The organism is Pseudoduganella sp. R-32 (assembly GCF_049913245.1).
Classification (GTDB): Bacteria; Pseudomonadota; Gammaproteobacteria; order Burkholderiales; family Burkholderiaceae_D; genus Rugamonas.
The window spans coordinates 6,151,520-6,170,810 of sequence record NZ_CP183987.1; the positions used below are offsets into that span (position 1 = coordinate 6,151,520).

Annotated in this window: 24 protein-coding genes; 6 read left to right on the plus strand and 18 right to left on the minus strand. The window is 65.0% G+C overall.

The window, feature by feature from the left end; genetic code table 11:
• Positions 1-5 precede the first annotated feature (5 nt).
• From ACN9MU_RS28130 to ACN9MU_RS28155, 6 genes are all read right to left on the minus strand, one after another.
• Complete coding sequence (locus ACN9MU_RS28130; protein ID WP_426164922.1) at positions 6-254, minus strand: PP0621 family protein; 249 nt, start codon at positions 252-254, stop codon at positions 6-8.
• On the minus strand, positions 251-1,054 hold the full coding sequence (locus ACN9MU_RS28135) for a cytochrome C assembly family protein (RefSeq protein WP_426164924.1): 804 nt from the start codon (positions 1,052-1,054) through the stop codon (positions 251-253). Before ACN9MU_RS28135 ends, ACN9MU_RS28130 begins: the two co-directional genes overlap by 4 nt.
• Before the next feature lie 86 nt (positions 1,055-1,140).
• Complete coding sequence (locus tag ACN9MU_RS28140) at positions 1,141-1,929, minus strand: ABC transporter ATP-binding protein (RefSeq protein ID WP_426319278.1); 789 nt, start codon at positions 1,927-1,929, stop codon at positions 1,141-1,143.
• Complete coding sequence (locus ACN9MU_RS28145; protein WP_426172322.1) at positions 1,930-2,697, minus strand: ABC transporter permease; 768 nt, start codon at positions 2,695-2,697, stop codon at positions 1,930-1,932.
• Positions 2,698-2,741: 44 nt separating this feature from the next.
• Positions 2,742-3,725, minus strand: a complete 984-nt coding sequence (locus ACN9MU_RS28150) for an ABC transporter substrate-binding protein (protein WP_426343778.1) — start codon at positions 3,723-3,725, stop codon at positions 2,742-2,744.
• A 67-nt stretch (positions 3,726-3,792) separates the two neighbouring features.
• Positions 3,793-4,602, minus strand: coding sequence for a M48 family metallopeptidase (locus ACN9MU_RS28155; protein WP_426343779.1), 810 nt, complete (start codon positions 4,600-4,602; stop codon positions 3,793-3,795).
• A gap of 218 nt (positions 4,603-4,820) precedes the next feature.
• Here ACN9MU_RS28155 and ffh point away from each other — a divergent pair, with 218 nt between their 5' ends.
• The 4 genes from ffh (at position 4,821) to ACN9MU_RS28175 (ending at position 9,113) form a co-directional block, all read left to right on the plus strand.
• Positions 4,821-6,188 (plus strand): signal recognition particle protein, encoded by a 1,368-nt coding sequence (gene ffh / locus ACN9MU_RS28160; protein ID WP_426343780.1) that lies wholly within the window; start codon positions 4,821-4,823, stop codon positions 6,186-6,188.
• Positions 6,189-6,356: 168 nt separating this feature from the next.
• The gene (locus ACN9MU_RS28165; RefSeq protein WP_055929217.1) at positions 6,357-6,734 is read left to right on the plus strand and encodes an SWIB/MDM2 domain-containing protein; all 378 of its coding nucleotides are present in this window, start codon (positions 6,357-6,359) and stop codon (positions 6,732-6,734) included.
• A gap of 66 nt (positions 6,735-6,800) precedes the next feature.
• The gene (locus ACN9MU_RS28170; RefSeq protein ID WP_426343781.1) at positions 6,801-7,937 is read left to right on the plus strand and encodes an MFS transporter; all 1,137 of its coding nucleotides are present in this window, start codon (positions 6,801-6,803) and stop codon (positions 7,935-7,937) included.
• A 9-nt stretch (positions 7,938-7,946) separates the two neighbouring features.
• On the plus strand, positions 7,947-9,113 hold the full coding sequence (locus ACN9MU_RS28175; RefSeq protein WP_426343782.1) for an MFS transporter: 1,167 nt from the start codon (positions 7,947-7,949) through the stop codon (positions 9,111-9,113).
• On the opposite strand, the gene ACN9MU_RS28180 is transcribed toward ACN9MU_RS28175, so the two are convergent.
• The 4 genes from ACN9MU_RS28180 to ACN9MU_RS28195 form a co-directional block, all read right to left on the minus strand.
• Complete coding sequence (locus ACN9MU_RS28180) at positions 9,110-9,643, minus strand: hypothetical protein (RefSeq protein WP_426336426.1); 534 nt, start codon at positions 9,641-9,643, stop codon at positions 9,110-9,112. The two genes, ACN9MU_RS28175 and ACN9MU_RS28180, sit on opposite strands and share 4 nt — an antisense overlap.
• Positions 9,644-9,715: 72 nt before the next feature.
• The gene (locus tag ACN9MU_RS28185; protein WP_426164941.1) at positions 9,716-10,294 is read right to left on the minus strand and encodes a hypothetical protein; all 579 of its coding nucleotides are present in this window, start codon (positions 10,292-10,294) and stop codon (positions 9,716-9,718) included.
• Positions 10,282-10,935: a lytic transglycosylase domain-containing protein gene (locus tag ACN9MU_RS28190; protein ID WP_426164943.1), complete on the minus strand. Its 654-nt coding sequence runs from the start codon at positions 10,933-10,935 to the stop codon at positions 10,282-10,284. Before ACN9MU_RS28190 ends, ACN9MU_RS28185 begins: the two co-directional genes overlap by 13 nt.
• A 5-nt stretch (positions 10,936-10,940) precedes the next feature.
• The gene (locus ACN9MU_RS28195; RefSeq protein ID WP_426164945.1) at positions 10,941-12,665 is read right to left on the minus strand and encodes a proline--tRNA ligase; all 1,725 of its coding nucleotides are present in this window, start codon (positions 12,663-12,665) and stop codon (positions 10,941-10,943) included.
• Positions 12,666-12,827: 162 nt separating this feature from the next.
• Between ACN9MU_RS28195 and ACN9MU_RS28200 the strand changes: the two genes are divergently transcribed.
• A complete protein-coding gene (locus ACN9MU_RS28200) occupies positions 12,828-13,433 on the plus strand; it encodes an RNA pyrophosphohydrolase (RefSeq protein ID WP_057260876.1) in 606 nt (201 codons plus the stop codon).
• Positions 13,434-13,460: 27 nt separating this feature from the next.
• Here ACN9MU_RS28200 and ACN9MU_RS28205 read toward each other — a convergent pair whose 3' ends face one another.
• Positions 13,461-14,261: a hypothetical protein gene (locus tag ACN9MU_RS28205; RefSeq protein ID WP_426164947.1), complete on the minus strand. Its 801-nt coding sequence runs from the start codon at positions 14,259-14,261 to the stop codon at positions 13,461-13,463.
• A gap of 65 nt (positions 14,262-14,326) precedes the next feature.
• Between ACN9MU_RS28205 and ACN9MU_RS28210 the strand changes: the two genes are divergently transcribed.
• On the plus strand, positions 14,327-14,752 hold the full coding sequence (locus ACN9MU_RS28210; protein ID WP_426164949.1) for a DUF1841 family protein: 426 nt from the start codon (positions 14,327-14,329) through the stop codon (positions 14,750-14,752).
• On the opposite strand, the gene ACN9MU_RS28215 is transcribed toward ACN9MU_RS28210, so the two are convergent.
• The 7 genes from ACN9MU_RS28215 to ACN9MU_RS28245 all read right to left on the minus strand — a co-directional run bounded on the left by ACN9MU_RS28215 (position 14,736) and on the right by ACN9MU_RS28245 (position 19,240).
• Positions 14,736-14,972: a hypothetical protein gene (locus ACN9MU_RS28215; RefSeq protein ID WP_426164951.1), complete on the minus strand. Its 237-nt coding sequence runs from the start codon at positions 14,970-14,972 to the stop codon at positions 14,736-14,738. The two genes, ACN9MU_RS28210 and ACN9MU_RS28215, sit on opposite strands and share 17 nt — an antisense overlap.
• Positions 14,969-15,214 (minus strand): hypothetical protein, encoded by a 246-nt coding sequence (locus tag ACN9MU_RS28220; protein ID WP_426164953.1) that lies wholly within the window; start codon positions 15,212-15,214, stop codon positions 14,969-14,971. Before ACN9MU_RS28220 ends, ACN9MU_RS28215 begins: the two co-directional genes overlap by 4 nt.
• Positions 15,215-15,304: 90 nt before the next feature.
• Complete coding sequence (locus ACN9MU_RS28225) at positions 15,305-15,751, minus strand: hypothetical protein (RefSeq protein WP_426164955.1); 447 nt, start codon at positions 15,749-15,751, stop codon at positions 15,305-15,307.
• A 68-nt stretch (positions 15,752-15,819) separates the two neighbouring features.
• Positions 15,820-17,967 carry a molybdopterin cofactor-binding domain-containing protein gene (locus ACN9MU_RS28230; RefSeq protein ID WP_426336427.1) on the minus strand — a complete coding sequence of 716 codons (2,148 nt, stop codon included), beginning with the start codon at positions 17,965-17,967 and terminating at the stop codon, positions 15,820-15,822.
• Positions 17,964-18,431, minus strand: coding sequence for a (2Fe-2S)-binding protein (locus ACN9MU_RS28235; protein ID WP_426172323.1), 468 nt, complete (start codon positions 18,429-18,431; stop codon positions 17,964-17,966). Before ACN9MU_RS28235 ends, ACN9MU_RS28230 begins: the two co-directional genes overlap by 4 nt.
• A 135-nt stretch (positions 18,432-18,566) precedes the next feature.
• Positions 18,567-18,908 (minus strand): c-type cytochrome, encoded by a 342-nt coding sequence (locus tag ACN9MU_RS28240; protein ID WP_426343783.1) that lies wholly within the window; start codon positions 18,906-18,908, stop codon positions 18,567-18,569.
• Positions 18,909-18,919: 11 nt separating this feature from the next.
• On the minus strand, positions 18,920-19,240 hold the full coding sequence (locus tag ACN9MU_RS28245; RefSeq protein ID WP_426164961.1) for a c-type cytochrome: 321 nt from the start codon (positions 19,238-19,240) through the stop codon (positions 18,920-18,922).
• Between the last annotated feature and the right edge of the window lie 51 nt (positions 19,241-19,291).

Consider the following 19,291-nt stretch of genomic DNA (forward strand, 5'->3'; position numbering starts at 1 on the left):
GCGGCTTAATGCGGGGCGTGCGCCGCGCAGCAGTAGTCACGGCCGTTGGCAGGCACGTTTTCGGAGGCAGGGAAATGCACGCCGCAATGGGCGCATTGCAGCATCTTCTCGGCCTGTTGCGGCTCGGCCGCGCGCGGCTGTTGCGGCGCAGGCGAGCTACCGCCCTGCGGCGGGCCGCTCATCTTGCGCAGCTTGCTGCGGACGGCGGCGATGACCAGGAAGATCAGCGCCAGCCAGAACAGGAGTCGTGTCATGCCAAACCTCGATGTAAAACCACTTCCAGGACAAAACGGCTGCCGACATAGGCCAGCAGCAGGGTCGCAAAACCCGCCAGCGTGAAGCTGAGGGCCGTCTTGCCGCGCCAGCCGCGGAAATGACGCCCGGCCAGCAAGGCTGCGAACAGGACCCAGGACAGCAGGGTGAACACCGATTTATGGTCCCACTTCAGCGCCCGCCCAAACAATTCTTCGCTGAAGACGATACCCGACAGGACGGTCAGGCTCAGCAGCACGAAGCCGAAGGCGATCAGGCGGAACAGCAGCTTTTCCATCGTCAGCAGGGCCGGCAACTGGTCCAGCGCGGCGGCGAAAAAGCCGGGACTGTCGCTGCGCGTATGCAGGCGCGACTCCTGCAGCGCCATCAGCACGGCATGGAAGGCGGCGATGGTCAGCGTGCTGTAGGCCAGCGTGGCGATGGCAATGTGCCAACCCAGCATGGTGGAACGGCCCGCCATCGGCACCAGCGAGCCGGGAAAGCCGGCCTGCAGGGCCACCGCCAGGGCAGCCACCGGCATGACGATGCGGCGCAGGCCATCCAGCGGGTAATTCTGGTTCTCCAGCCAGTAGGCGCCGACCGAAATCCATAGCGCGGACGACAGCATGGTGGCAAAGCCGATGCGCAGCGAGCCTGGCACCATCACGTCGACCCACAGCGCCGCCCCGTGCAGCAGCCAGGCGCCGGCCGTCAGCGCGGCGATAGGCACGGATTTACGCGACGGGAGAAAACCACAAATCAGGTAAAGCAGCGTTGCTGCGAGCAGGAAGTAAGTTTGCATCCGGTAAGTTTAACACCTGAACACCATGGGGTCAGGCACTGACATGCAACACGCTGCGCGTGTCACATGTCAGTGCCAGACCCCTGCTAATCAACCGCCGCCGCGCGCAACTCGTCGTTGTGATGGCGTTGTTGTTCTTCCATCACCAATTGCCCCAGCTCGCGCTTCAGGGCATTGAATTCCGGCGACGACGGATCGCGCAGGCGCGGCATGTCGACCAGGATGTCGCGCTTGACCGTGCCGGGGCGGTAGGTCATGACCACGATGCGGTCGGCCAGGTAGATCGCCTCCTCGATGCTGTGGGTGACGAAGATGATGGTCTTTTTCTGCTGGTCCCAGATGCGCAGCAGCTCGTCCTGCAGGTCGCGCCGGGTCAGCGCATCGAGCGCACCGAACGGCTCGTCCATCAGCATGATCGGCGAATCGAGCGCCAGCACGCGCGCGATCGCCACCCTTTGCCGCATGCCGCCCGACAGGTCTTTCGGGAAGCGGTGGCGGAAGTCCTGCAGCGACAGGGTCTTGAGCAGCCTGTCCACGGTGGACGCGATCTGCTCCTTTGGCATGCCCTTGATCTCCAGCCCGAAGGCCACGTTGTCGGCCACCGTCATCCACGGGAACAGCGCGTACTCCTGGAACACCATGCCGCGCTCCGGGCCCGGGCCGGCCACCGGCTTGCCGTCGGCGACGATGCTGCCGCGGGTGGGCGGGGAAAAGCCGGCGATGGCATTCAGCAGCGTCGACTTGCCGCAGCCGGAAGGCCCCAGCAGGCAGACGAACTGGCCGCGCGGGATCTCCAGGTCGATGCCCTGCAGCGCCACCACCGAGGTGCCGAAGACCTTGGTGACGCCCTTGACTTCAATATGTGCAGCGCTCATTCAGCTCTCCAGGCCGCGGTGCCAGCGCAGCAGGTGGTTGTTCAGGCGGTCCATGGCGACGTCGATGGCCAGGCCGAGCAAACCGATGGTGATCATGCCGGCGATGATCTTGTCCGACCAGAAGTACTCGCGCGCCTCGCTGATGCGGAAGCCAAGGCCGTTGTTCACTGCCACCATTTCCGCCACGATCACCACGATGAATGCCGTGCCGATGCCGATGCGCACGCCGGCCAGGATGGAAGGCACGGCGGCCGGCAGGATCACGCGCAGGAACATGGTGGGTCCGGAGGCGCCGAGGTTGCGCGCGGCGCGCAGGTAGATGCCGTCCACCTGGCGCACGCCGGCGATGGTGTTGATCAGCACCGGGAAGAAGGCGCCCAGCGAAATCAGGAAGATGGCCGGCGGGTTGCCCAGCCCGAACCACAGCATCGACAGCGGGATGTAGGCGATCGGCGGCACCGGGCGGATGATCTGCACCAGCACATTGAACAGGCGGTAGGCGTGGGCGCTGGCGCCCATGGCCAGGCCCAGCGGCAGCGCCAGCCCGCCGCCGATGGCAAAACCAAGCAGCACGCGGTACATGCTGCCGATCGCATCGTGGATCAATTCGCCGGAGAAGGCCCAGGCCAGCCAGTTGCCGCTGCCGTCATAAGGCTGCAGCGGCAGCAGGTACTCCACCCATTTGCGCGCCACCGCCTCCGGCGACGGCAGCGCCTGCGGATTGACCCAGCCGCGGTAGGTCACGAGATGCCAGGCCAGCACCAGCATTGCCGGCACCACCAGGCCGACAGCGACGTCCCGCCATGCGACCTTCATTTGACGCCCAGCGATTTCTTGGCCTGGTCCAGCAGGTCAGTCTTGACCCATTCCTTGGCCACCGGCGGCTTGGCCATCTTGCCCACGCCGGTCTTGACCATGATGTCGGTGGTGACCTGGATGTGCTCAGGCGTCACGTCGTACGAATACGGCGAATTGCCGATCGCGTCCTGGAAATCGTCGCTGGTGATCTGGCCCTTGAACACGGTGTCGCGCACATATTTTTCCGCGGTGGCCGGCTGGTCGATGAAGGTCTTGGTCGCCTCCACGAAGCAGCGCATGAACTTCTCCGCCACCGGGCGGCGCTCCTTGTAGAACTTCTCGGTCATCACCATGGTGCGGATCGGCTCGCCGATCGGGGTGTTGTAAGGCTTGAGGATCTCGGTGCCGTAGCCTTTGTTGATGGCCTGCGACGACTGCGGCTCCGACTGCATCATGGCGTCGATATGCTTGCCGAGCAGGGCCTGGTTCAGGTCCGCATAGGCCAGCAGCACGGTTTGCACGTCCTTGCCCGGCTGCTCGGAAACCGTCAGGCCGGCCTGCTGCAGTTCTGCCAGCAGCAGCACTTCCTGGATGCCGCCGCGCGTCACGCCGACCTTCTTGCCCTTCAGGTCCTTGACCGACTTGAGATTCAGGTCGCTGCGGCCCACCAGGCGCGCCCCGCCCTTGGCGAAACCGGCCACCACGTAGATCGGGGCGCCGCCGGCGCGGCCGGAGATGGCCGCCTCGGAAGCGGTAGCGCCCACGTCAAGCTCGCCGGCCAGCACGGCGGACATCACGTCCAGGCCCTTGGCGAACACGCGCTCTTCGACCTTGATGCCGCATTTCGGCGCGATCTCCTTGATGTACGACACGGCGCCGTAGTGGGCGAACTTCAGGTTCCCCAGCCGCACAACTTCCTGCGCCTGCGCGCTTCCAGCAGCCACCAAACTTGCCAGCGCCACGAGGGCCGCGGCCTTGCCGATACGTTCCAGTTTCATCCAGGTCTCCTTAGTGAATTTTGGCCTGCGCGGCCGCGCGCCCATCATACATTGAAGGCAGTGGCGCTTAAAGGGCGCTGCGTTCGCGCTGTTGCGCCAGGCGTTCCGCGCACGGGGGATGGATCGCGAGGTAGGCGCGCTCGGCGCCGGGCATGCCGGGCGTGCCCGTGGTGCCGGCCGCGCCGCTGAGCGCTTCCTGCACTTCGGTCAGGAGACGCAAGGACAGGCCGTTATGCTCCAGCAGGTCGGCGGCGTAGTTGTCGGCTTCGATTTCAGCTTGTTGCGGCCACTCCAGGTGCGGCGCCCGCGCCGCCATGCTGGAAACCAGCCAGTTGGTGTCGCCCAGCACCACCGCGCTTGCCGCCGGCAGCATGGCTTCCTGCACCAGGCGGCGCAGCATGTGGCGCTGCTGCTGGTGGCCCAGCTCGTGCGCCAGTACCGCCAGCACCGCGCCATCGTCGGGCAGCGCCAGCACCAGGCTGTCGGTCAGGATGATGTCGCCCGATGGCAGGGTGAAGGCTGCGGCGCCCAGTTGGCTGCTGCGAAACAGCAGGCGGTGGCGCGGCGCGCCCTCATGCGGCGCCTGCAGGCTGGCGAAGGCCCCGCTGATGCGGGCCCGGTGCGTTTCCGACAGCTCGCTGGGCTGCAACGCCTGCCTATCGAGTTCGCGCAGCATGTCCTGCCCCAGCCGGGTTTCAAGCGTTGGCGGGAAAGCCTCGGCCAATTGGTCGACGATGGCGGGACGCGCCAGCTGCCAGCCGATGTACAGGGCGACGCAGGCCGCTGCCGCCAGCGCAGCGAGGCGCCAATGGCGCAGTGCGCGCCGCCGGCCGGGCGCGAATAGATTGATCAGGTCTGGAACGGCCAGCGTCTGCACAAGGTTTATCCATAAAATTAATTTATGAACAAGATGCACGTGGGTCGCATGTCTTGTCAAGAAGAAACTTTGTTTATTTCGCAAATTTGTGCAAGATAGTGACATTTCGTGAGAGACCCGGGGTCACCGCCGGACGCTGCCGCCGAAGCCGGCTCCTAAGGTAAAATGGCGGGATTTTCCGCTTATCGCGCCACTCTCTATTAATTAGTAGGCCACCAATGCTAGACAACCTGACTACGCGCCTTGCCAAAGTCGTCAAGACGATGCGCGGCGAGGCCCGCCTGACCGAATCCAACACCGCCGACATGCTGCGCGAAGTGCGCATGGCGCTGCTGGAGGCCGACGTCGCCCTGCCGGCCGTGCGCGAATTCATCGCCAAGGTCAAGGAGAAAGCCCTCGGCGAAGAAGTGATTTCCTCGCTGACCCCGGGCCAGGCCCTGGTCGGCGTGGTGCAGCGCGAACTGGGCGCCCTGATGGGCGCCGACCTGGGCGCCGAAGCCTCCCAGCTCTCGTTCGCCCAGCAGCCGCCGGCCATCATCCTGATGGCGGGCTTGCAGGGCGTAGGCAAGACCACCACTGTCGGCAAGCTGGCCAAGTACCTGAAAGAGCAGAAGAAAAAGAAGGTGCTGACCGTTTCGGCCGACGTCTACCGTCCCGCCGCGATCGCCCAGCTGCAATCGGTGACCGGCCAGGTCGGGGCCGACTTCTTCCCTTCCACCGCGCAGGACAAGCCGGTCGACATCGCCCTGGCTGCCCTCGACTGGGCCAGGAAGCACCACCATGACGTGCTGATCATCGACACCGCCGGCCGCCTCGGTATCGACGAAGAGATGATGAAAGAGATCGCCGCCGTGCACGGCGCGGTCAAGCCGATCGAAACCCTGTTCGTGGTCGACGCCATGCTGGGCCAGGATGCGATCAACACCGCCAAGGCCTTCAACGATGCGCTGCCGCTGACCGGCGTGGTGCTGACCAAGCTCGATGGCGATTCGCGCGGCGGTGCGGCGCTGTCGGTGCGCCACATCACCGGCAAGCCGATCAAGTTCGCCGGCGTGTCGGAAAAACTGGACGGCCTGGAAGCGTTCGACCCGCAGCGCATGGCCAACCGCATCCTGGGCATGGGCGACATCCTGGCCCTGGTCGAGGAAGCGCAGAAGAACGTCGACGCCAAGGCGGCGGCCGAGCTGGCAGCCAAGGTCAAGTCGGGCGGCAAGTTCGACATGAACGACTTCAAGGCGCAACTGGCGCAGATGAAGAAAATGGGCGGCATGTCCGGCCTGCTCGACAAGCTGCCGGCCCAGTTCCAGCAAGCGGCGGCCGGCGCCAACATGGACCAGGCCGAAAAGCAGGTGCGCCGCATGGTCGGCATCATCGACTCGATGACGCCGCAGGAACGCGCCAAGCCGGAGTTGATCAAGGCGGCGCGCAAGCGCCGTATCGCGGCCGGTGCCGGCGTCCAGGTGCAGGAAGTGAACCGCATGCTGACCCAGTTCGAACAGATGCAAACCATGATGAAAAAACTGTCCGGCGGCGGCATGATGAAGATGATGCGCTCGATGAAAGGCATGATGCCGGGCATGCGCTAAGCCCCGCCAAGCCGCAAAAAGCCGCCTTCGGGCGGCTTTTTTTGTGTTTAAGTCTTGTTTCCCCTAAAAAACCCACAAAAACACTTGCACAAGCTGCAAACCCCCGCCAATATTAGCCGTGCGATAGTATTGCGCAATTATCCATTTGTTTGTTAAGGAGGCTCGAATATGGCAACAGCCAAGAAAGCAGCACCAGCAGCAAAGAAAGCCGCCGCCAAGCCAGCAGCAAAAAAAGCTGCTCCGGCCAAGGCAGCCGCCAAGCCAGCAGCAAAGAAAGCAGCCGCACCAGCCGCACGTAAACCTAACGCAGCCTTCATGAAGGCGATGACGCCATCGAGCGCACTGTCCGCCGTAGTCGGTTCCGCACCGCTGCCGCGTACCGAAGTGACCAAGAAAGTCTGGGACTACATCAAGAAACTGAACCTGCAGGACGCCGCAAACCGCCGCATGATCAATGCGGACGACAAGCTGAAAGCTGTCTTCGGCGGCAAAGCCCAGGTTTCCATGTTTGAAATGACCAAGCTGATTTCCGACCACCTGAAATAAGCTGCTTCTGGCTGTTGCAGCCATTCGAGGAGCCCCGACGCCACGCGCTCGGGGCTTTTATTTTTTATGCATCCACGCCTTCACACTGCCCTGTCGCTCGCCAGCCTGGCCGCCCTCGGCCCGCTGGCCTTCGACGCCGTGCTGCCCGCCTTGCCGGCGCTTGGCAAGGAGCTCGGCCTGTCCCTTCCCGCCACCCGGTCCTTGCTGGCCGTGTACATGGCGGCCCTGGCATCGTCCCACCTGCTGTCGGCCTGGGCCGCCAATGCGCTGGGCAAGCGCACAGTACTGCTTGCCGGCGCCTTGCTGTTCGGCGCCGGCGGCGCCATGTGCGCGCTGGCCCAGGCACCGTGGGAATTGCAGGCCGGGCGCATCCTGCAGGGCCTTGGCGTGGGTGCGGCGGCGGCCCTGCTGCCCCTGCTGATGCGGGCCCATTCAAGCCGCGGGCTGCGGCTGCTGGCCGATGGCGCCATTCCGATCCTGGCGCCGGCGGTTGGGGCGCTGTTCGTGCTGTGCGCCAGCTGGCGCCAAGCGTTCTGGCTGGCGGCAGCGGCGGGCCTGCTGTTGCTCGTCCTGCTGGCGTCCACCCCGGCCGGCAGCATCAGTGCCGGCGACAGGTTCCAGTTCGGGGAGTTGATGGGAAACCTTGCCTACCTGCGCTATGCCGCCTGCCATGCCATGTGCTTCGGCGCCCTGGCGGCCGGCGCAGCTGCCCTGCCAGTCATGGCCTCCATGGACCTGGGGCTTGGCGCCGGCCACATTGCACTGCTGCAGGCCGCCGGCGCTTCAATCATGTTGCTGCTGTCTTACAGCAGCCCGGACGGGCCGACGAGGCAACGGGTCACAGGCGGCATCGCAATGATGATCATGATGGCCGCTTTCATCGTGGCCTGGAACGAACTGGAGAAAGGGGTCGATCCCTTCTACTACCTGCTCGGCTGCTGGGCGATGCTTTGCGGCGGCTTCTCGGCCTGCGCCATGCCGCTGGCTGCGGGAGCGCTGAAAGCGGCGGGCCAGCAGGCGCGCGCCGGACTGTCGCTGCTGCAGTTTGCCAGCCATGCCGTCGCCGCCGCCATCCAGTGCACGGCCAGGGGCAATGTGGAAGACACGGCACTCATCACGTTCGGCACTGCCGCCCTGATGGTGATTGCGGGAGCAGCCGTGCTGCCCTTCTTCATCTGGCGTTCCGCCCATGTTGAGCAGTAGCCGGCCGCCATGCAAGCACTCCACCGCCTTGCCCTCCCCCTCGCCAGCCTGACCGCACTGGGCCTGCTGGCCTCGGACCTGTACCTGCCCGCCATTCCGGTGATGGCCGCGGAGCTTGGCGCCTCGATCCCTTCCGCACAGGCGACCATGGCGCTGTTCATGGCAGCGCTGGCCCTGTCGCAGCTCGCCTGGGGCTGGGCCGCCGATCATTTCGGCGACCGCCGCACCATCATGGCGGGCACCGTCCTGCTTGGCGGCGGCAGCCTGGTGTGCGCCATGGCGCCGGGGATCGACTGGATGCTGGCGGGCCGCCTGCTGCAAGGACTGGGCGCAGGCGCGGCCACCGTTGCCGTCCCCGCACTGATACGGCGCCGCTTCAACGAAGCAAACGCCGTCAAGGCGCTGGCCATGGTCGCCATGGCCGAATCGACCATTCCCGCCGTGGGGCCGGTAGCCGGCGCCGCGATCGTGCTGTACGCCGACTGGCGCACCACGTTCTGGCTGATCGCCGCCATGTCGCTCCTGCTGCTGCCGCTGGTCGCGCGCATTGTCGGCCGCGCGCCGGCCCCGGCATCGGCGCATCCCGCCGCGACGCCCGCCCAGCGCGGCTATGCCCCGCTGCTGCGCAACCGCCGCTACCTGCGCTACGCCTTGAGCTACGCCCTCATGTTCGGCGCCCTGCTGATGTATGTCGCCAGCGCGCCGGTGCTGGTCACGCATGCCCTCGGGCTGGGCATCGAAGCCTTCGCCATCTTGCAGATCTGCGGCGTGCTGGCCTTCATGCTTGGCGCCTCGGCCGCGGTAAGGCTGGTGAAGCGGCTTGGCCAGCAATGGCTGGTGCGCAGCGGGACGCTGCTGCAATTCCTGGCAGGCGCGGGCTTGATGGGAATGGCCGTGGCCGGCCTGGCCGGCACGCGCGGCCTGGTGGCGCTGGCCGTGCTCGCGGCCCTGTTCTGCGGCGGCCTTGGCCTGCGCGGCCCCGCCACCATGGGCGGCGCGCTGCATGCGGCCGGGGACGATGCCGGCAAGGGCGCGGGCCTGCTGATGTTCCTGGCCTTTGCCTGCGTTGCGGGCGCCACGCAACTGGTGGCGCCCTTCCTGCATTACGGCTTGCTGCCGCTGGGCGCCCTGCTATTCGCGATGGTCAGCGCCAGCGCGCTCTTGCTGCCGCGTTAATTGCCGCCGATGGCGGCACTCTTGATGAAGACCAGCCTGTCGGCATCGTCTGGCCCGGCGATGCGGCCATTATTGCGTTCGGTGGCGATGCGGGCGCTCACCGGCTTGCCGCGCAAGCTCGGTTTCAAGGTCACCACGTCGTCCTTGTCCGGCTCGGTAAACCAGTCGCCGCAGTGGGTCGTGCAATAGGCCTGGATCTCCTTGCCGTTCTCCGTGCGGATCTTCAAGGAATAGTTATCGAGGCCGCCGCCGCCGACCAGTTTGCCCTTGACGAGTTCGGTCGGGACGGGCGGGCAATACGCGGGCGCATCATCGCCCAGGATCTTGCAGCCTCGCTTGATTTCATCGGTGATCATCTCGCAGCTGTTTGCGGCATTGCATGGCGGACGCGTGGCGGGAGAGACATTCTTGCATTGCTTGACCAGTTCGGCGGCCTTTGCCTTGCCAAGCTGCTCGTCACAGGACAATGCCGCGGCATTGCCGGCAAAGGCCAGCCAGGCCAGGGAAATCAGGATCTTATTCAATTGCATGGTTGCGCACCTGCGTGTGTTGGAGAGGCGCAAAGTGTAATCGCCGCCGCCCGCACACATATGCACGGAATGTCACGCACGCGGAACTTTGACGTGGCGCAGCAGCTTCATGCGGCTTCCGGTCCATTCGAAAAATGAAATGCCGCGCCGTTTCTCGTCTTCCTCAGGCTCGCCGATCAGGATGAACAGGCGGCTGTCGACGCGATAGCGCAGCATGCCGCCGCTATCGAACAAGGGACCGTCGATATTGATGACGATATTGGTTTCGACACCGGCCGGATGAAATACCTTGCCGGTGCGGGCATCGATGATCTTGTTCATCACGCAGCTGCTGCCGCAGCCCCATTGCGCCACGATGAAATGGCCGGCGAAATCCGGGCGCTGCTCCTGCGCCGCCTTCTTCAACATGGTGCGGTACAGGCGCGCCTGCGGGTCGGCCCGCCAGCGCACGGCCGCAACCGGGCCCGTATAAGGCCTGGCGGGATAATCCTCGAAACGCGGCGCATCGGCCGGATAGTCTTCCTGGCAGATGGTGAGGCTGTCCTCCTCGCCGGGCGGATCGCTCTTGCACGCCAGCGCCAGCGACGGCGCCGTGCAGGCTGCCGCCGCCAGCAGCATGCCAAGCCGGCGCAAGACGGCTACAGCTTCCATTTGTTCCACGCCGCCAGCACCGCGTTCGGATACTCAGGCCGGCCGCGGCTGCCGTTGTAGCGGCCAAGGGCCAGGTAGAGGTTGCCCTGCTCCATGTCGATATACATGCGCAGGATCGAGCAGCCGTAGCGCAGGTTGGTCTGCATATTGAACAGCTTGGAGCGGTCGCGGTCGCCGATCACATTGGTCCAGAACGGCATCACCTGCATGTAGCCGCGCGCGCCGACGATCGACACCGCATATTTGCGGTAGGCCGATTCAACCTGGATCAGTCCCAGCACCAGGCCCGGGTCCAGGCCGGCGCGGCGCGCCTCGTACCACGCGGTCTCGAGGAATTCGCGGCGCGTGAATTCGTCCGGCAGCTTGCGCTTCAGGCGATCCGACATGGCCGCATACCAGCTGTCGTACTGTGCGCGGTCGGTGGGGTTGAGGAACACCGGCTTGGGCGGCCGGGCATCCATGATGGCGTTGGACAGCGCCAGCCGCACGCTGTCGGCCAGCGCCTCTTCTTTCTGGTTGCCGGCAAAGCCGAACGGCGCGCACAGCACGCCGGTGGCGAAGGCCAGCGTATGCCACCAGCGCAGGGGACGCGCCCACCAGCGGCGGCGGTCACGTCCCTGCTTTGGCAAATCCCTTGCCATGGCGATCACTTCTGGATCTTGCCCTTGATGAAGGCCAGGGCATCGGCGACCGGCACGGCAGTCGCTTCGGTATCGCGGCGGCCCTGGTATTCCAGGTTGCCTTCCTTCAGGCCACGCTCGCCGATCACCACGCGGTGCGGCACGCCGATCAGTTCCCAGTCGGCGAACATGGCGCCTGGGCGTTGGCCGCGGTCATCCAGAATGACGTCGATGCCCGCTTCCACGGCCGCGTTGTACAGCTTCTCGGTTTCTGCCTTGACCAGCTCCGAGCGGTCCATGCCCATCGGGCACAGCACCAGTTCGAACGGCGCCAGGGAAGTCGGCCAGATGATGCCCTTGTCGTCGAAGTTCTGCTCGATGGCGGCGCCCAGGATACGGGTGATGCCGATGCCGTAGCACCCCATCTGCAGCGGGGCAGGCTTCTGGTTCTCGTCCAGGAAGGTCGCCTGCATCGATTCGGAGTAAGCGGTACCGAGCTGGAACACGTGGCCCACTTCGATGCCGCGCTCGATCGCCAGCACGCCCTTGCCGTCCGGCGAAGCGTCGCCTTCGACCACATTGCGCAGGTCGGCCACGATGGCAGGTTCGGCCACGTCGCGGCCCCAGTTGGCGCCGGTGTAGTGGTAATCCTCTTCATTGGCGCCGGTCACGAAGTCGGACATCAGCGCCACGGTGCGGTCGGCCACCACGGTCACAGGGCCCTTGGCGCCGATCGGCCCCAGGTAGCCAGGCTTGCAGCCGTAGATTTCCAGGATTTCGGCTTCGGTGGAGAAGCGGTTCTGGGCCAGGCCGGGCACCTTGCTGGCCTTGATCTCGTTCAGCTCATGGTCGCCGCGCAGCAGCAGCATGAAGTGCTGCTTGGAGCCGTCTTCCTTGTCGGCGGTCAGGGCGATGGTCTTGACGGTCAGCTTCAGGTCGATGCCCAGCAGCTTTGCCACATCTTCGCATTTGGCAGCTTTCGGGGTCGATGTCTTGGCCAGGGCGGCGCCGGCGGCGGCGCGGGTGCCGGTGGCCACCGCTTCCGCCGCTTCCATATTGGCCGCGTAGTCGGAGGTCGGGCAGTACACCAGGGCGTCTTCGCCGGTGGAGGCGATCACGTGGAATTCATGCGAACCGGTGCCGCCGATGGCGCCGTTGTCGGCCGCCACCGCGCGGAACTTCAGGCCGAAGCGGGTGAAGATGCGGGTGTAGGCGTCGAACATGATCTTGTACGACTTTTGCATGCCTTCCAGGTCGCGGTCGAAGGAATAAGCATCCTTCATGGTGAATTCGCGGCCGCGCATCAGGCCAAAGCGCGGGCGGCGTTCGTCGCGGAACTTGGTCTGGATGTGGTAAAAATTCAACGGAATCTGGCGGTAGGATTTAATCTCGCTACGCACCACGTCGGTGATCACTTCCTCGGAAGTCGGCTGGATCGCGAAGTCGCGGCCGTGGCGGTCCTTGACGCGCAGCAGCTCCGGACCCATCTTGTCCCAGCGCCCGGTTTCCTGCCACAGTTCCGCCGGCTGCACCAGAGGCATCAGCAGCTCAATAGCGCCGGCATTATTCATTTCTTCGCGAACGATGGCTTCGACTTTACGGATCACTTTCAGGCCCATCGGCATGTAGGTATAAATGCCGGAACCGAGGCGTTTGATCATGCCCGCGCGCATCATCAACTGGTGGCTGACGATCTCCGCGTCAGATGGAGCTTCCTTGAGGGTTGAAATAAAAAAACGAGATGCACGCATATCGGTGAATTCTTTTTAAAAAGAGAGAGTTATAATCGACCTAATTTTAAAGGATTAGCTGGCCCGATGCGTCCAAACTTTATACAAAGAGCGCTATTGCAGTTGGATTTGTAGTCAAAAATATAAGAGGACGCCTCGGCCACAGAAAGTTTGAGGTGCAATATGCTCGATCGTGAAGGGTTTCGCCCCAACGTCGGCATCATCCTGCTCAACTCGCATAACGAGGTGTGGTGGGGCAAGCGGGTGCGCGAGCACTCGTGGCAGTTCCCGCAAGGCGGGATCAAGTACGGTGAAACGCCGGAGCAAGCAATGTATCGCGAGCTCGAAGAGGAAATCGGCCTGCGTCCGGAGCACGTCAAGATTATCGGCCGCACGCGCGACTGGTTGCGTTACGAGGTGCCTGATCACTTCATCAAGCGGGAAATCCGCGGCCATTACCGTGGCCAGAAGCAGATCTGGTTCCTGTTGCGCATGTGCGCGCGCGACAACGACGTGAACCTGCGCCTGACCGACCATCCCGAGTTCGACGCCTGGCGTTGGCATGATTACTGGGTTCCGCTGGACGTGGTGATCGAATTCAAGCGCGAAGTCTACCAGCGCGCCTTGCAGGAGCTATCGCGCTTCCTGACCTGGCCGGCGCATGGCGACCGCCGCCATTCCTCGCGCTACCTGCGCCAGCCGCATGGCCAGCGTGGACAGCGCAGCAGCGACAAGCCGCAGCAGCCCGCGGTGACGCCGCCGCCAACGGAACTGGTAACGAAAGAATGAAGAAGCTGCCCGAGAGGGCAGCTTTTTTTATGGCTGGCGCAAGGCCCAGCGCTGCGACACATAGTCGATCACCAGCAGCTTGCCCAGCAAGTGGTGCAAGCCCACCACGCCGGCGAGAGGTTCGCCAGGCTCGAAGCCCAGGCCCTCGCAATAGCCGGCCAGGAAGGCGGGCAGCTTGATGCTGTCGCCGATCTCCAGGGTGCGCGGCGCCGTTCCCATCACGCAAGGCAGCTGCCTGCCCCACGCGTTGGCAGAAAAGCGCCGCTCGTCGCGCAGCGCAGTGCCACCGGTCAGCGCGGCCATCGCCTGCGCCGAATGGCCGTTCAGGCCAAACGCCGCGGAGCCGGTATCGAGAAGGGCAGCCTGCGGCTCGCCGCCGGCCACGCGCACCGTCACCAGGGGCTGGCCGCCCGCCCCGCCCCAACGCGCGTAGCGCATGGCTTGCGCGTCCGCTGCCTGCTGCAGCGCCGCGCCCTGCTGCCAGCGGTAGCGCGATCCGGCCAGGTCGAGCTCCAGCGTGCCCTGTTCGAAGAATTCGTTGCCGATGGTGGCAATCACGCCTTCGGTGCAGCGCCCCTGCTCCAGCAAGGCAAGGCTGGCGGAGCTCGCGGCGACCGCACGACGCAAGCCGGCAAGTTCGAGCGTCACCTCCTTGCGTCCCTCGCCGCCCTCGCTATGCCAGACGACGGCGCCCGCGACACCGGTGTCGAGCTGCGCATAGCAATCGACGCCCTCGACCTTCACCGGCAGCACGATGGCGGCCGGCACCTTGGGCGCGCCTTCATAGAGCGCATGGTCGACAAAGAAAAACGGCAGGAATCCCGGCATTATCAAAAAAGCAGCGAAGAAAGGGGCGCAGGATACACCCTGGCGCAGCAAGGTACAATGGCGGCATGTTTACCCCGTCTTCCCACGACGTTCGCCGCTTCTTCTGCGACGTCTACCGCAAAGCCAACGCCAACGAAATCATGGACCCGATCGAACTGATCGCCCGCGACTGGATCATGGCGCACCCCGAGTACCACGACCAGTTGAAGGATGTGGAAGCGGCCATCGCCCGCGACTACTCGGTCGAAGGCAGCGAAGCCAACCCTTTCCTGCACCTGTCGATGCACCTGTCGATCACCGAACAGCTGTCGATCGACCAGCCGCGCGGCATTCGCGAAGCCTTTGTTGGACTGGCGCGCAAGCTGGGCACCGAACACGCCGCGCACCACGAAATCATGGAGTGCCTGGGAGAGATGATCTGGAATTCCCAGCGCCGCGGCGTGCCGCCGGACGGCGCGGCCTACGTGGAAGCGGTCAAGCGCCGGATTTGAGGAGCAGGCGCGCGGCGCCCGCCAAGCCATAGCCCGCAGCCAGCAACAAGGCGTAGCGCACGTCGGACATGGTTCGCGTCAGCTGCCACACCACCGCGGCCAGCAGCAGCATGATCGCTGCCGTTCCGAACAGGCCCAGCACAGCGCGTTTCCGGCTTACCGCCCGCGACTGCCAGATCCCCAGGGCCGCCAGGCAGAAGGCGGTAAAGTAAGCGATCACGCCTCGTCCACGCGGACGATAGGCATATGCCAGATCAGGGCGAACACCAGCGGGCTGGCGACTGCCGCGAAAATCACCGAGCGCACCAGGTGGTCGGAACCGGCTGCCAGCGCCGGGCCGACATTGATCAGCCACGGCAGCGTCGCAGCCAGCAGGGCTTGCGACTTGCGTCCCAGGCGGGCGATCAGGCACAGCATCAGCACTGCCACCCCGGCCAGCAATGCAGTAAGCAAGTACACCATCTCTCGGCACCTCCGCGATTTCTTGATACGGCCATGATAGACCACAGGTTCCTCGCGGAAACTATCCAATAATCGCAGTGCAGCAAATATTTATGCCGGCTTCCTGAACACGCAATAGCCGCCTGCCAGGCGGGCATCCGGCGCCGCGGCCAGGTGGCCATCGGACAGCAGGTAGATGCAGGAGCCTGCGCAGGCTTCCAGGTGCGCCAGCATCTCAGGCAGCGTGGCCTCGGCCGCAAAATCATCCCACGCCGTGCCGGCGCCCGCCCCGGCGCGCGGCGTCACGATGGCGTGGCTGGAGCCGAAGGCAGATGCCAGGCGCAAGGCAAGGCCCGCCAGCGCGGCGCGGCTGCCCATGCGCTGCAATACGCAAGGCCAGCAGAAAACGTCGTCGCGCAACTCAAGCGCCACCATATGCTGGCTGGCCTGGCGCGCGCTGGCCGGCAGTCCGCCAACCCGGCCCAGCGCCTTGTCGACGCGCCGCAACAGGCCGCGCGCTGGCAGCGCATGGCTGACGTAGATTGTCGAAGTTTCCATGTTGATTTCCTCCAAGCATCATGCTTTCCTTCAGCATAGACCATGAATGCCACATGGAAACTATCCAATCATTGCAGCCGCAGCCCGGCCTTGATCAAAGGCAAATCGGTGTAGCGCCGGCCGGTGGCGGCAAACAGGGCATTTGCCAGGGCCGGCGCCAGCGGGCCGACCGCTTCCTCGCCGACACCGCCGGGCGCCTCGTTGCTGTCGATGACCACGACGTCGATCTGCGGCGTTTCAGCCAGGGACAGCAGCTTGTAATCGCTGAAGTTCGACTGTTCCACCGCGCCATCCCTGACCGTGATTTCGCCGTAAAAGGCCGCGCTCAGGGCGAAGATGATGCCGCCCTCCACTTGGCCGCGGATGTTGCGCGGGTTGACCGCAATGCCGCAGTCGAGCACCGTGGTGACGCGGTGCAGCCTGACCCGTGATTCCGCGTCGACCGACAGTTCGACCACCTGGCCGATATAGGTGCCGTTGGCCCAGGTGAAAGCCATGCCGCAGTGGCGCCCGGGCAGCCTGTCGCCGCGCCAGCCGGAACGCGCTTCCAGCTGGTCGAGCACCGCGCTTTCGCGGCTGCCTGCCTTCATCAGGCTGCGCCGGTAATCAAGCGGGTCCTCCTTGGCGCGCAGGGCAAGGTCGTCCACGAAGGACTCGGTGGCGAAGACGTTCTGCGACGCGGCGACCGAACGCCAGTAGCCAAGCGGCACGCCGGCGTCGATGGTGTTGGTGCGGTGAGCGAAGCCGGGCAAGCCGTAGTGGCGGGTCATCAGCACGCCGACTGCGCTGCGGTCGAAAGGCCTGGCGTACTGCCTGTCCGCGCCGAATCGCGAGTAGTTGAACAGGGTGTCGCTCGCGCTGTCCATGCGCACGGCGGCCAGCGCACCGGCGGCGTCGAAGCCGGCGCGCAGGCGCAGCACGGCGGCCGGCCGGTGGTAGCCGTGGCGCATGTCTTCTTCGCGGCTCCACAGCAGCTTGACCGGCACGCCGGCTTCCTTCGCGATCAGGGCTGCCTGCACGGCGAAATCGGCCTCGATGCGGCGGCCGAAACCTCCGCCGCTTAGCGTCGTGCGGATCGTGACCGCTTCCGGCGCGATGCCAAGCGCCTGCGAGACATAGGTGCGGGCCGTGTCCTGCGCTTGCGTCGGCAGCCACAGTTCCGCCTTGCCGTCCCTGACGCTGGCGGTGCCGTTCATCGGCTCCATGGTGGCATGCGCCAGCAGCGGCACGCTGTAGGTCCGTTCCAGCCAGGCGATGGACCTGGCCACGCCTGCGTCGTGCGCGGCGCCGATGTCTTCGGCCTTGCCATTGCGCGGCACGACCAGGTCGCCCTCTTTCTGCACTGCCTCGCGCAGCAAATCGCGGTACGGGGCGCTGGAGTGCTTGCTGGCAGCGGCGAGGTTCCATTCCGGCTTGAGCGCATTGAGCGCTTGCTGCGCGCGCCAATAGCTGTCGGCCACGACAGCCACGGCATCGGGCAGGCGCACCACTTTCTTCACGCCGCGCTTTGCCAGCGCCGGCTGCGGGTCGAGCGCCGCCAGCTTGCCGCCGAAGTGCGGGCACTGCATGATCGCGGCATGCAGCATGCCGGGCACTTTCACGTCGATGCCGTAGACCGCGCTGCCATCGGTCTTGGCGGGCAGGTCGAGCCGGGCCACGTCCTTGCCCATGTAGCGCCAGCGCTGCTTCGGCATCAAGGGCGGATCGGCCGGTACCTGCTGGGCTGCCGCCAGCTGCACCAGCCTGGCATAGGGCAGCTTGCGGCCGCTAGGCTTGTGCAGTACGGCGCCAAGCTGAGTGTCGCATTCTTCGGACGGGACTTTCCACTCCGCGGCAGCCGCACTCACCAGCATCGCGCGCGCCTGGGCGCCGGCCTTGCGCAGTTGCGTGAACTGGCGCGCCACGCCGCCGCTGCCATAGGTCGCATATTCGCCCCAGCCGGCGTTGATGAACTGCTTTTCGAGCGGCGCCATTTCGATGCGCACGGTTTTCCAGTCCAGGTCCATTTCGTCGGCCAGCAGCTGGGCGATGGCGGTGCCGGTGCCCTGTCCTATTTCACTGGTGTTGGAGAGGATGGTGACGCTGCCGTCCGGCGCAATGCGCACCCAGCCCGGCGGCGGAAGCGGCGTCTCGGCCGCCGCAGCGACGGCCGGGCCGACGGCGAGCAGCAGGCCGCCGGCCGCCAAGGTCTTCAGGAAGTCGCGGCGGTTGCTCATGCCACCTCCTCCACCTTCATCCCCGCCGCACGCCTGATTGCGCGCCGCACGCGTGGATACGTGCCGCAGCGGCACAGGTTCGTCATCGCTTCCGCAATCTGCGCATCGGTCGGCCTGGGATGGGATTTGAGCAGCGCCGCCGCCGCCATCAGCATGCCCGACTGGCAGTAGCCGCACTGCGGCACCTGCTCCGCGATCCAGGCCTGCTGCAAGGCGTGCGAACGATCCGGCGACAAGGCTTCGATCGTCCTTACCCTACTCTTGCCGACCGCGCTGACCGGCATCACGCAGCTTCGCACCACCTGACCGTCGATGTGCACGGTGCAGGCGCCGCAAACGCCCGCTCCGCAGCCGTACTTGGTACCGGTCAGCCCCAGCGTATCGCGCAGCACCCACAGCAGCGGCGTATCGCCCTCGACATCGGCCGTGCGGGCCGCGCCATTGATATCCAGCTTGTAAGCCATCGTCTCCTCCAAATGTTGGAGGAAGCTTAACAGCGGCCAGTGCGCGCGGCTCGGCGCTGTGACGAACGCCGGCAACCGTGGTTTAAAAATGCAAAAAGCCCGCACAGGGCGGGCTTCTCTTCAAGCAGCGCTGAATCAGCGCATCAGGACCAGCGAACCTGGCAGCGAGTGCAGGTAGGCGGCGATGTCCTGGATGTCCTTGTTGGTCAGGGGCTTGACCTGGCCGGTCATGATCGCGTTGGAGCGGCCGTTCGGCGCGTCGCCGCGCTTGTAAGCGGTCAGCGCATGCTGCAGGTAATCCTTGTGCTGGCCGGCCAGCTTTGGATAGCTCGGGTCGATCGGGGAGTTGTAATCCTTGCCGTGGCAGGCAGCGCAGCTGTATTTTTCAGTCAGGGCCTTGCCATTTTCGATGCTGCCGCCAGCCAGGGCGCTGAACGAGACTGCGGAGCAGAACAGAGCGGTAATCAGTTTTTTCATGGTTCAGGGCCTTATTTCTGCTGGGAGTAGAACGCGGCGATGTCGGCGATGTCCTGGTCGGACAGGCTGACAGCGATACCCTTCATGGTCGGGTGCTTGCGCTCACCCTTCTGGTAGCCCTTGAGCGCGTTTTCAATGTACTTGGCAGATTGGCCGCCGATCATCGGCACCTGGAAAACTTCGGGGAAAGTCGCTTTGTAGCCTGGAATTGCATGGCAACCGATGCACATCTCGATCTTGCCTTTTGCGTTCTTGGCGTCGCCGACGATGTCCGCGGCGACGGCTGCCTGCGCAACTGCGGTCAGCGCGAGGAGTGCGAAGATTTTTTTCATAGGTGTGGGCTTTAGTCAGTTGAAATCGGACACTGCATTGCGCAACAAAAC

Excerpts from the sequence above, each read along its gene's own strand:
- ACN9MU_RS28130 (WP_426164922.1), bottom strand. The coding sequence starts at position 254 with ATGACACGACTCCTGTTCTGGCTGGCGCTGATCTTCCTGGTCATCGCC.
- ACN9MU_RS28135 (WP_426164924.1), bottom strand. The coding sequence starts at position 1,054 with ATGCAAACTTACTTCCTGCTCGCAGCAACGCTGCTTTACCTGATTTGT.
- ACN9MU_RS28140 (WP_426319278.1), bottom strand. The coding sequence starts at position 1,929 with ATGAGCGCTGCACATATTGAAGTCAAGGGCGTCACCAAGGTCTTCGGC.
- ACN9MU_RS28145 (WP_426172322.1), bottom strand. The coding sequence starts at position 2,697 with ATGCTGGTGCTGGCCTGGCATCTCGTGACCTACCGCGGCTGGGTCAAT.
- ACN9MU_RS28150 (WP_426343778.1), bottom strand. The coding sequence starts at position 3,725 with ATGAAACTGGAACGTATCGGCAAGGCCGCGGCCCTCGTGGCGCTGGCA.
- ffh (WP_426343780.1), top strand. The coding sequence starts at position 4,821 with ATGCTAGACAACCTGACTACGCGCCTTGCCAAAGTCGTCAAGACGATG.
- ACN9MU_RS28165 (WP_055929217.1), top strand. The coding sequence starts at position 6,357 with ATGGCAACAGCCAAGAAAGCAGCACCAGCAGCAAAGAAAGCCGCCGCC.
- ACN9MU_RS28170 (WP_426343781.1), top strand. The coding sequence starts at position 6,801 with ATGCATCCACGCCTTCACACTGCCCTGTCGCTCGCCAGCCTGGCCGCC.
- ACN9MU_RS28175 (WP_426343782.1), top strand. The coding sequence starts at position 7,947 with ATGCAAGCACTCCACCGCCTTGCCCTCCCCCTCGCCAGCCTGACCGCA.
- ACN9MU_RS28180 (WP_426336426.1), bottom strand. The coding sequence starts at position 9,643 with ATGCAATTGAATAAGATCCTGATTTCCCTGGCCTGGCTGGCCTTTGCC.
- ACN9MU_RS28185 (WP_426164941.1), bottom strand. The coding sequence starts at position 10,294 with ATGGAAGCTGTAGCCGTCTTGCGCCGGCTTGGCATGCTGCTGGCGGCG.
- ACN9MU_RS28190 (WP_426164943.1), bottom strand. The coding sequence starts at position 10,935 with ATGGCAAGGGATTTGCCAAAGCAGGGACGTGACCGCCGCCGCTGGTGG.
- ACN9MU_RS28195 (WP_426164945.1), bottom strand. The coding sequence starts at position 12,665 with ATGCGTGCATCTCGTTTTTTTATTTCAACCCTCAAGGAAGCTCCATCT.
- ACN9MU_RS28200 (WP_057260876.1), top strand. The coding sequence starts at position 12,828 with ATGCTCGATCGTGAAGGGTTTCGCCCCAACGTCGGCATCATCCTGCTC.
- ACN9MU_RS28205 (WP_426164947.1), bottom strand. The coding sequence starts at position 14,261 with ATGCCGGGATTCCTGCCGTTTTTCTTTGTCGACCATGCGCTCTATGAA.
- ACN9MU_RS28210 (WP_426164949.1), top strand. The coding sequence starts at position 14,327 with ATGTTTACCCCGTCTTCCCACGACGTTCGCCGCTTCTTCTGCGACGTC.
- ACN9MU_RS28220 (WP_426164953.1), bottom strand. The coding sequence starts at position 15,214 with ATGGTGTACTTGCTTACTGCATTGCTGGCCGGGGTGGCAGTGCTGATG.
- ACN9MU_RS28225 (WP_426164955.1), bottom strand. The coding sequence starts at position 15,751 with ATGGAAACTTCGACAATCTACGTCAGCCATGCGCTGCCAGCGCGCGGC.
- ACN9MU_RS28230 (WP_426336427.1), bottom strand. The coding sequence starts at position 17,967 with ATGAGCAACCGCCGCGACTTCCTGAAGACCTTGGCGGCCGGCGGCCTG.
- ACN9MU_RS28235 (WP_426172323.1), bottom strand. The coding sequence starts at position 18,431 with ATGGCTTACAAGCTGGATATCAATGGCGCGGCCCGCACGGCCGATGTC.
- ACN9MU_RS28240 (WP_426343783.1), bottom strand. The coding sequence starts at position 18,908 with ATGAAAAAACTGATTACCGCTCTGTTCTGCTCCGCAGTCTCGTTCAGC.
- ACN9MU_RS28245 (WP_426164961.1), bottom strand. The coding sequence starts at position 19,240 with ATGAAAAAAATCTTCGCACTCCTCGCGCTGACCGCAGTTGCGCAGGCA.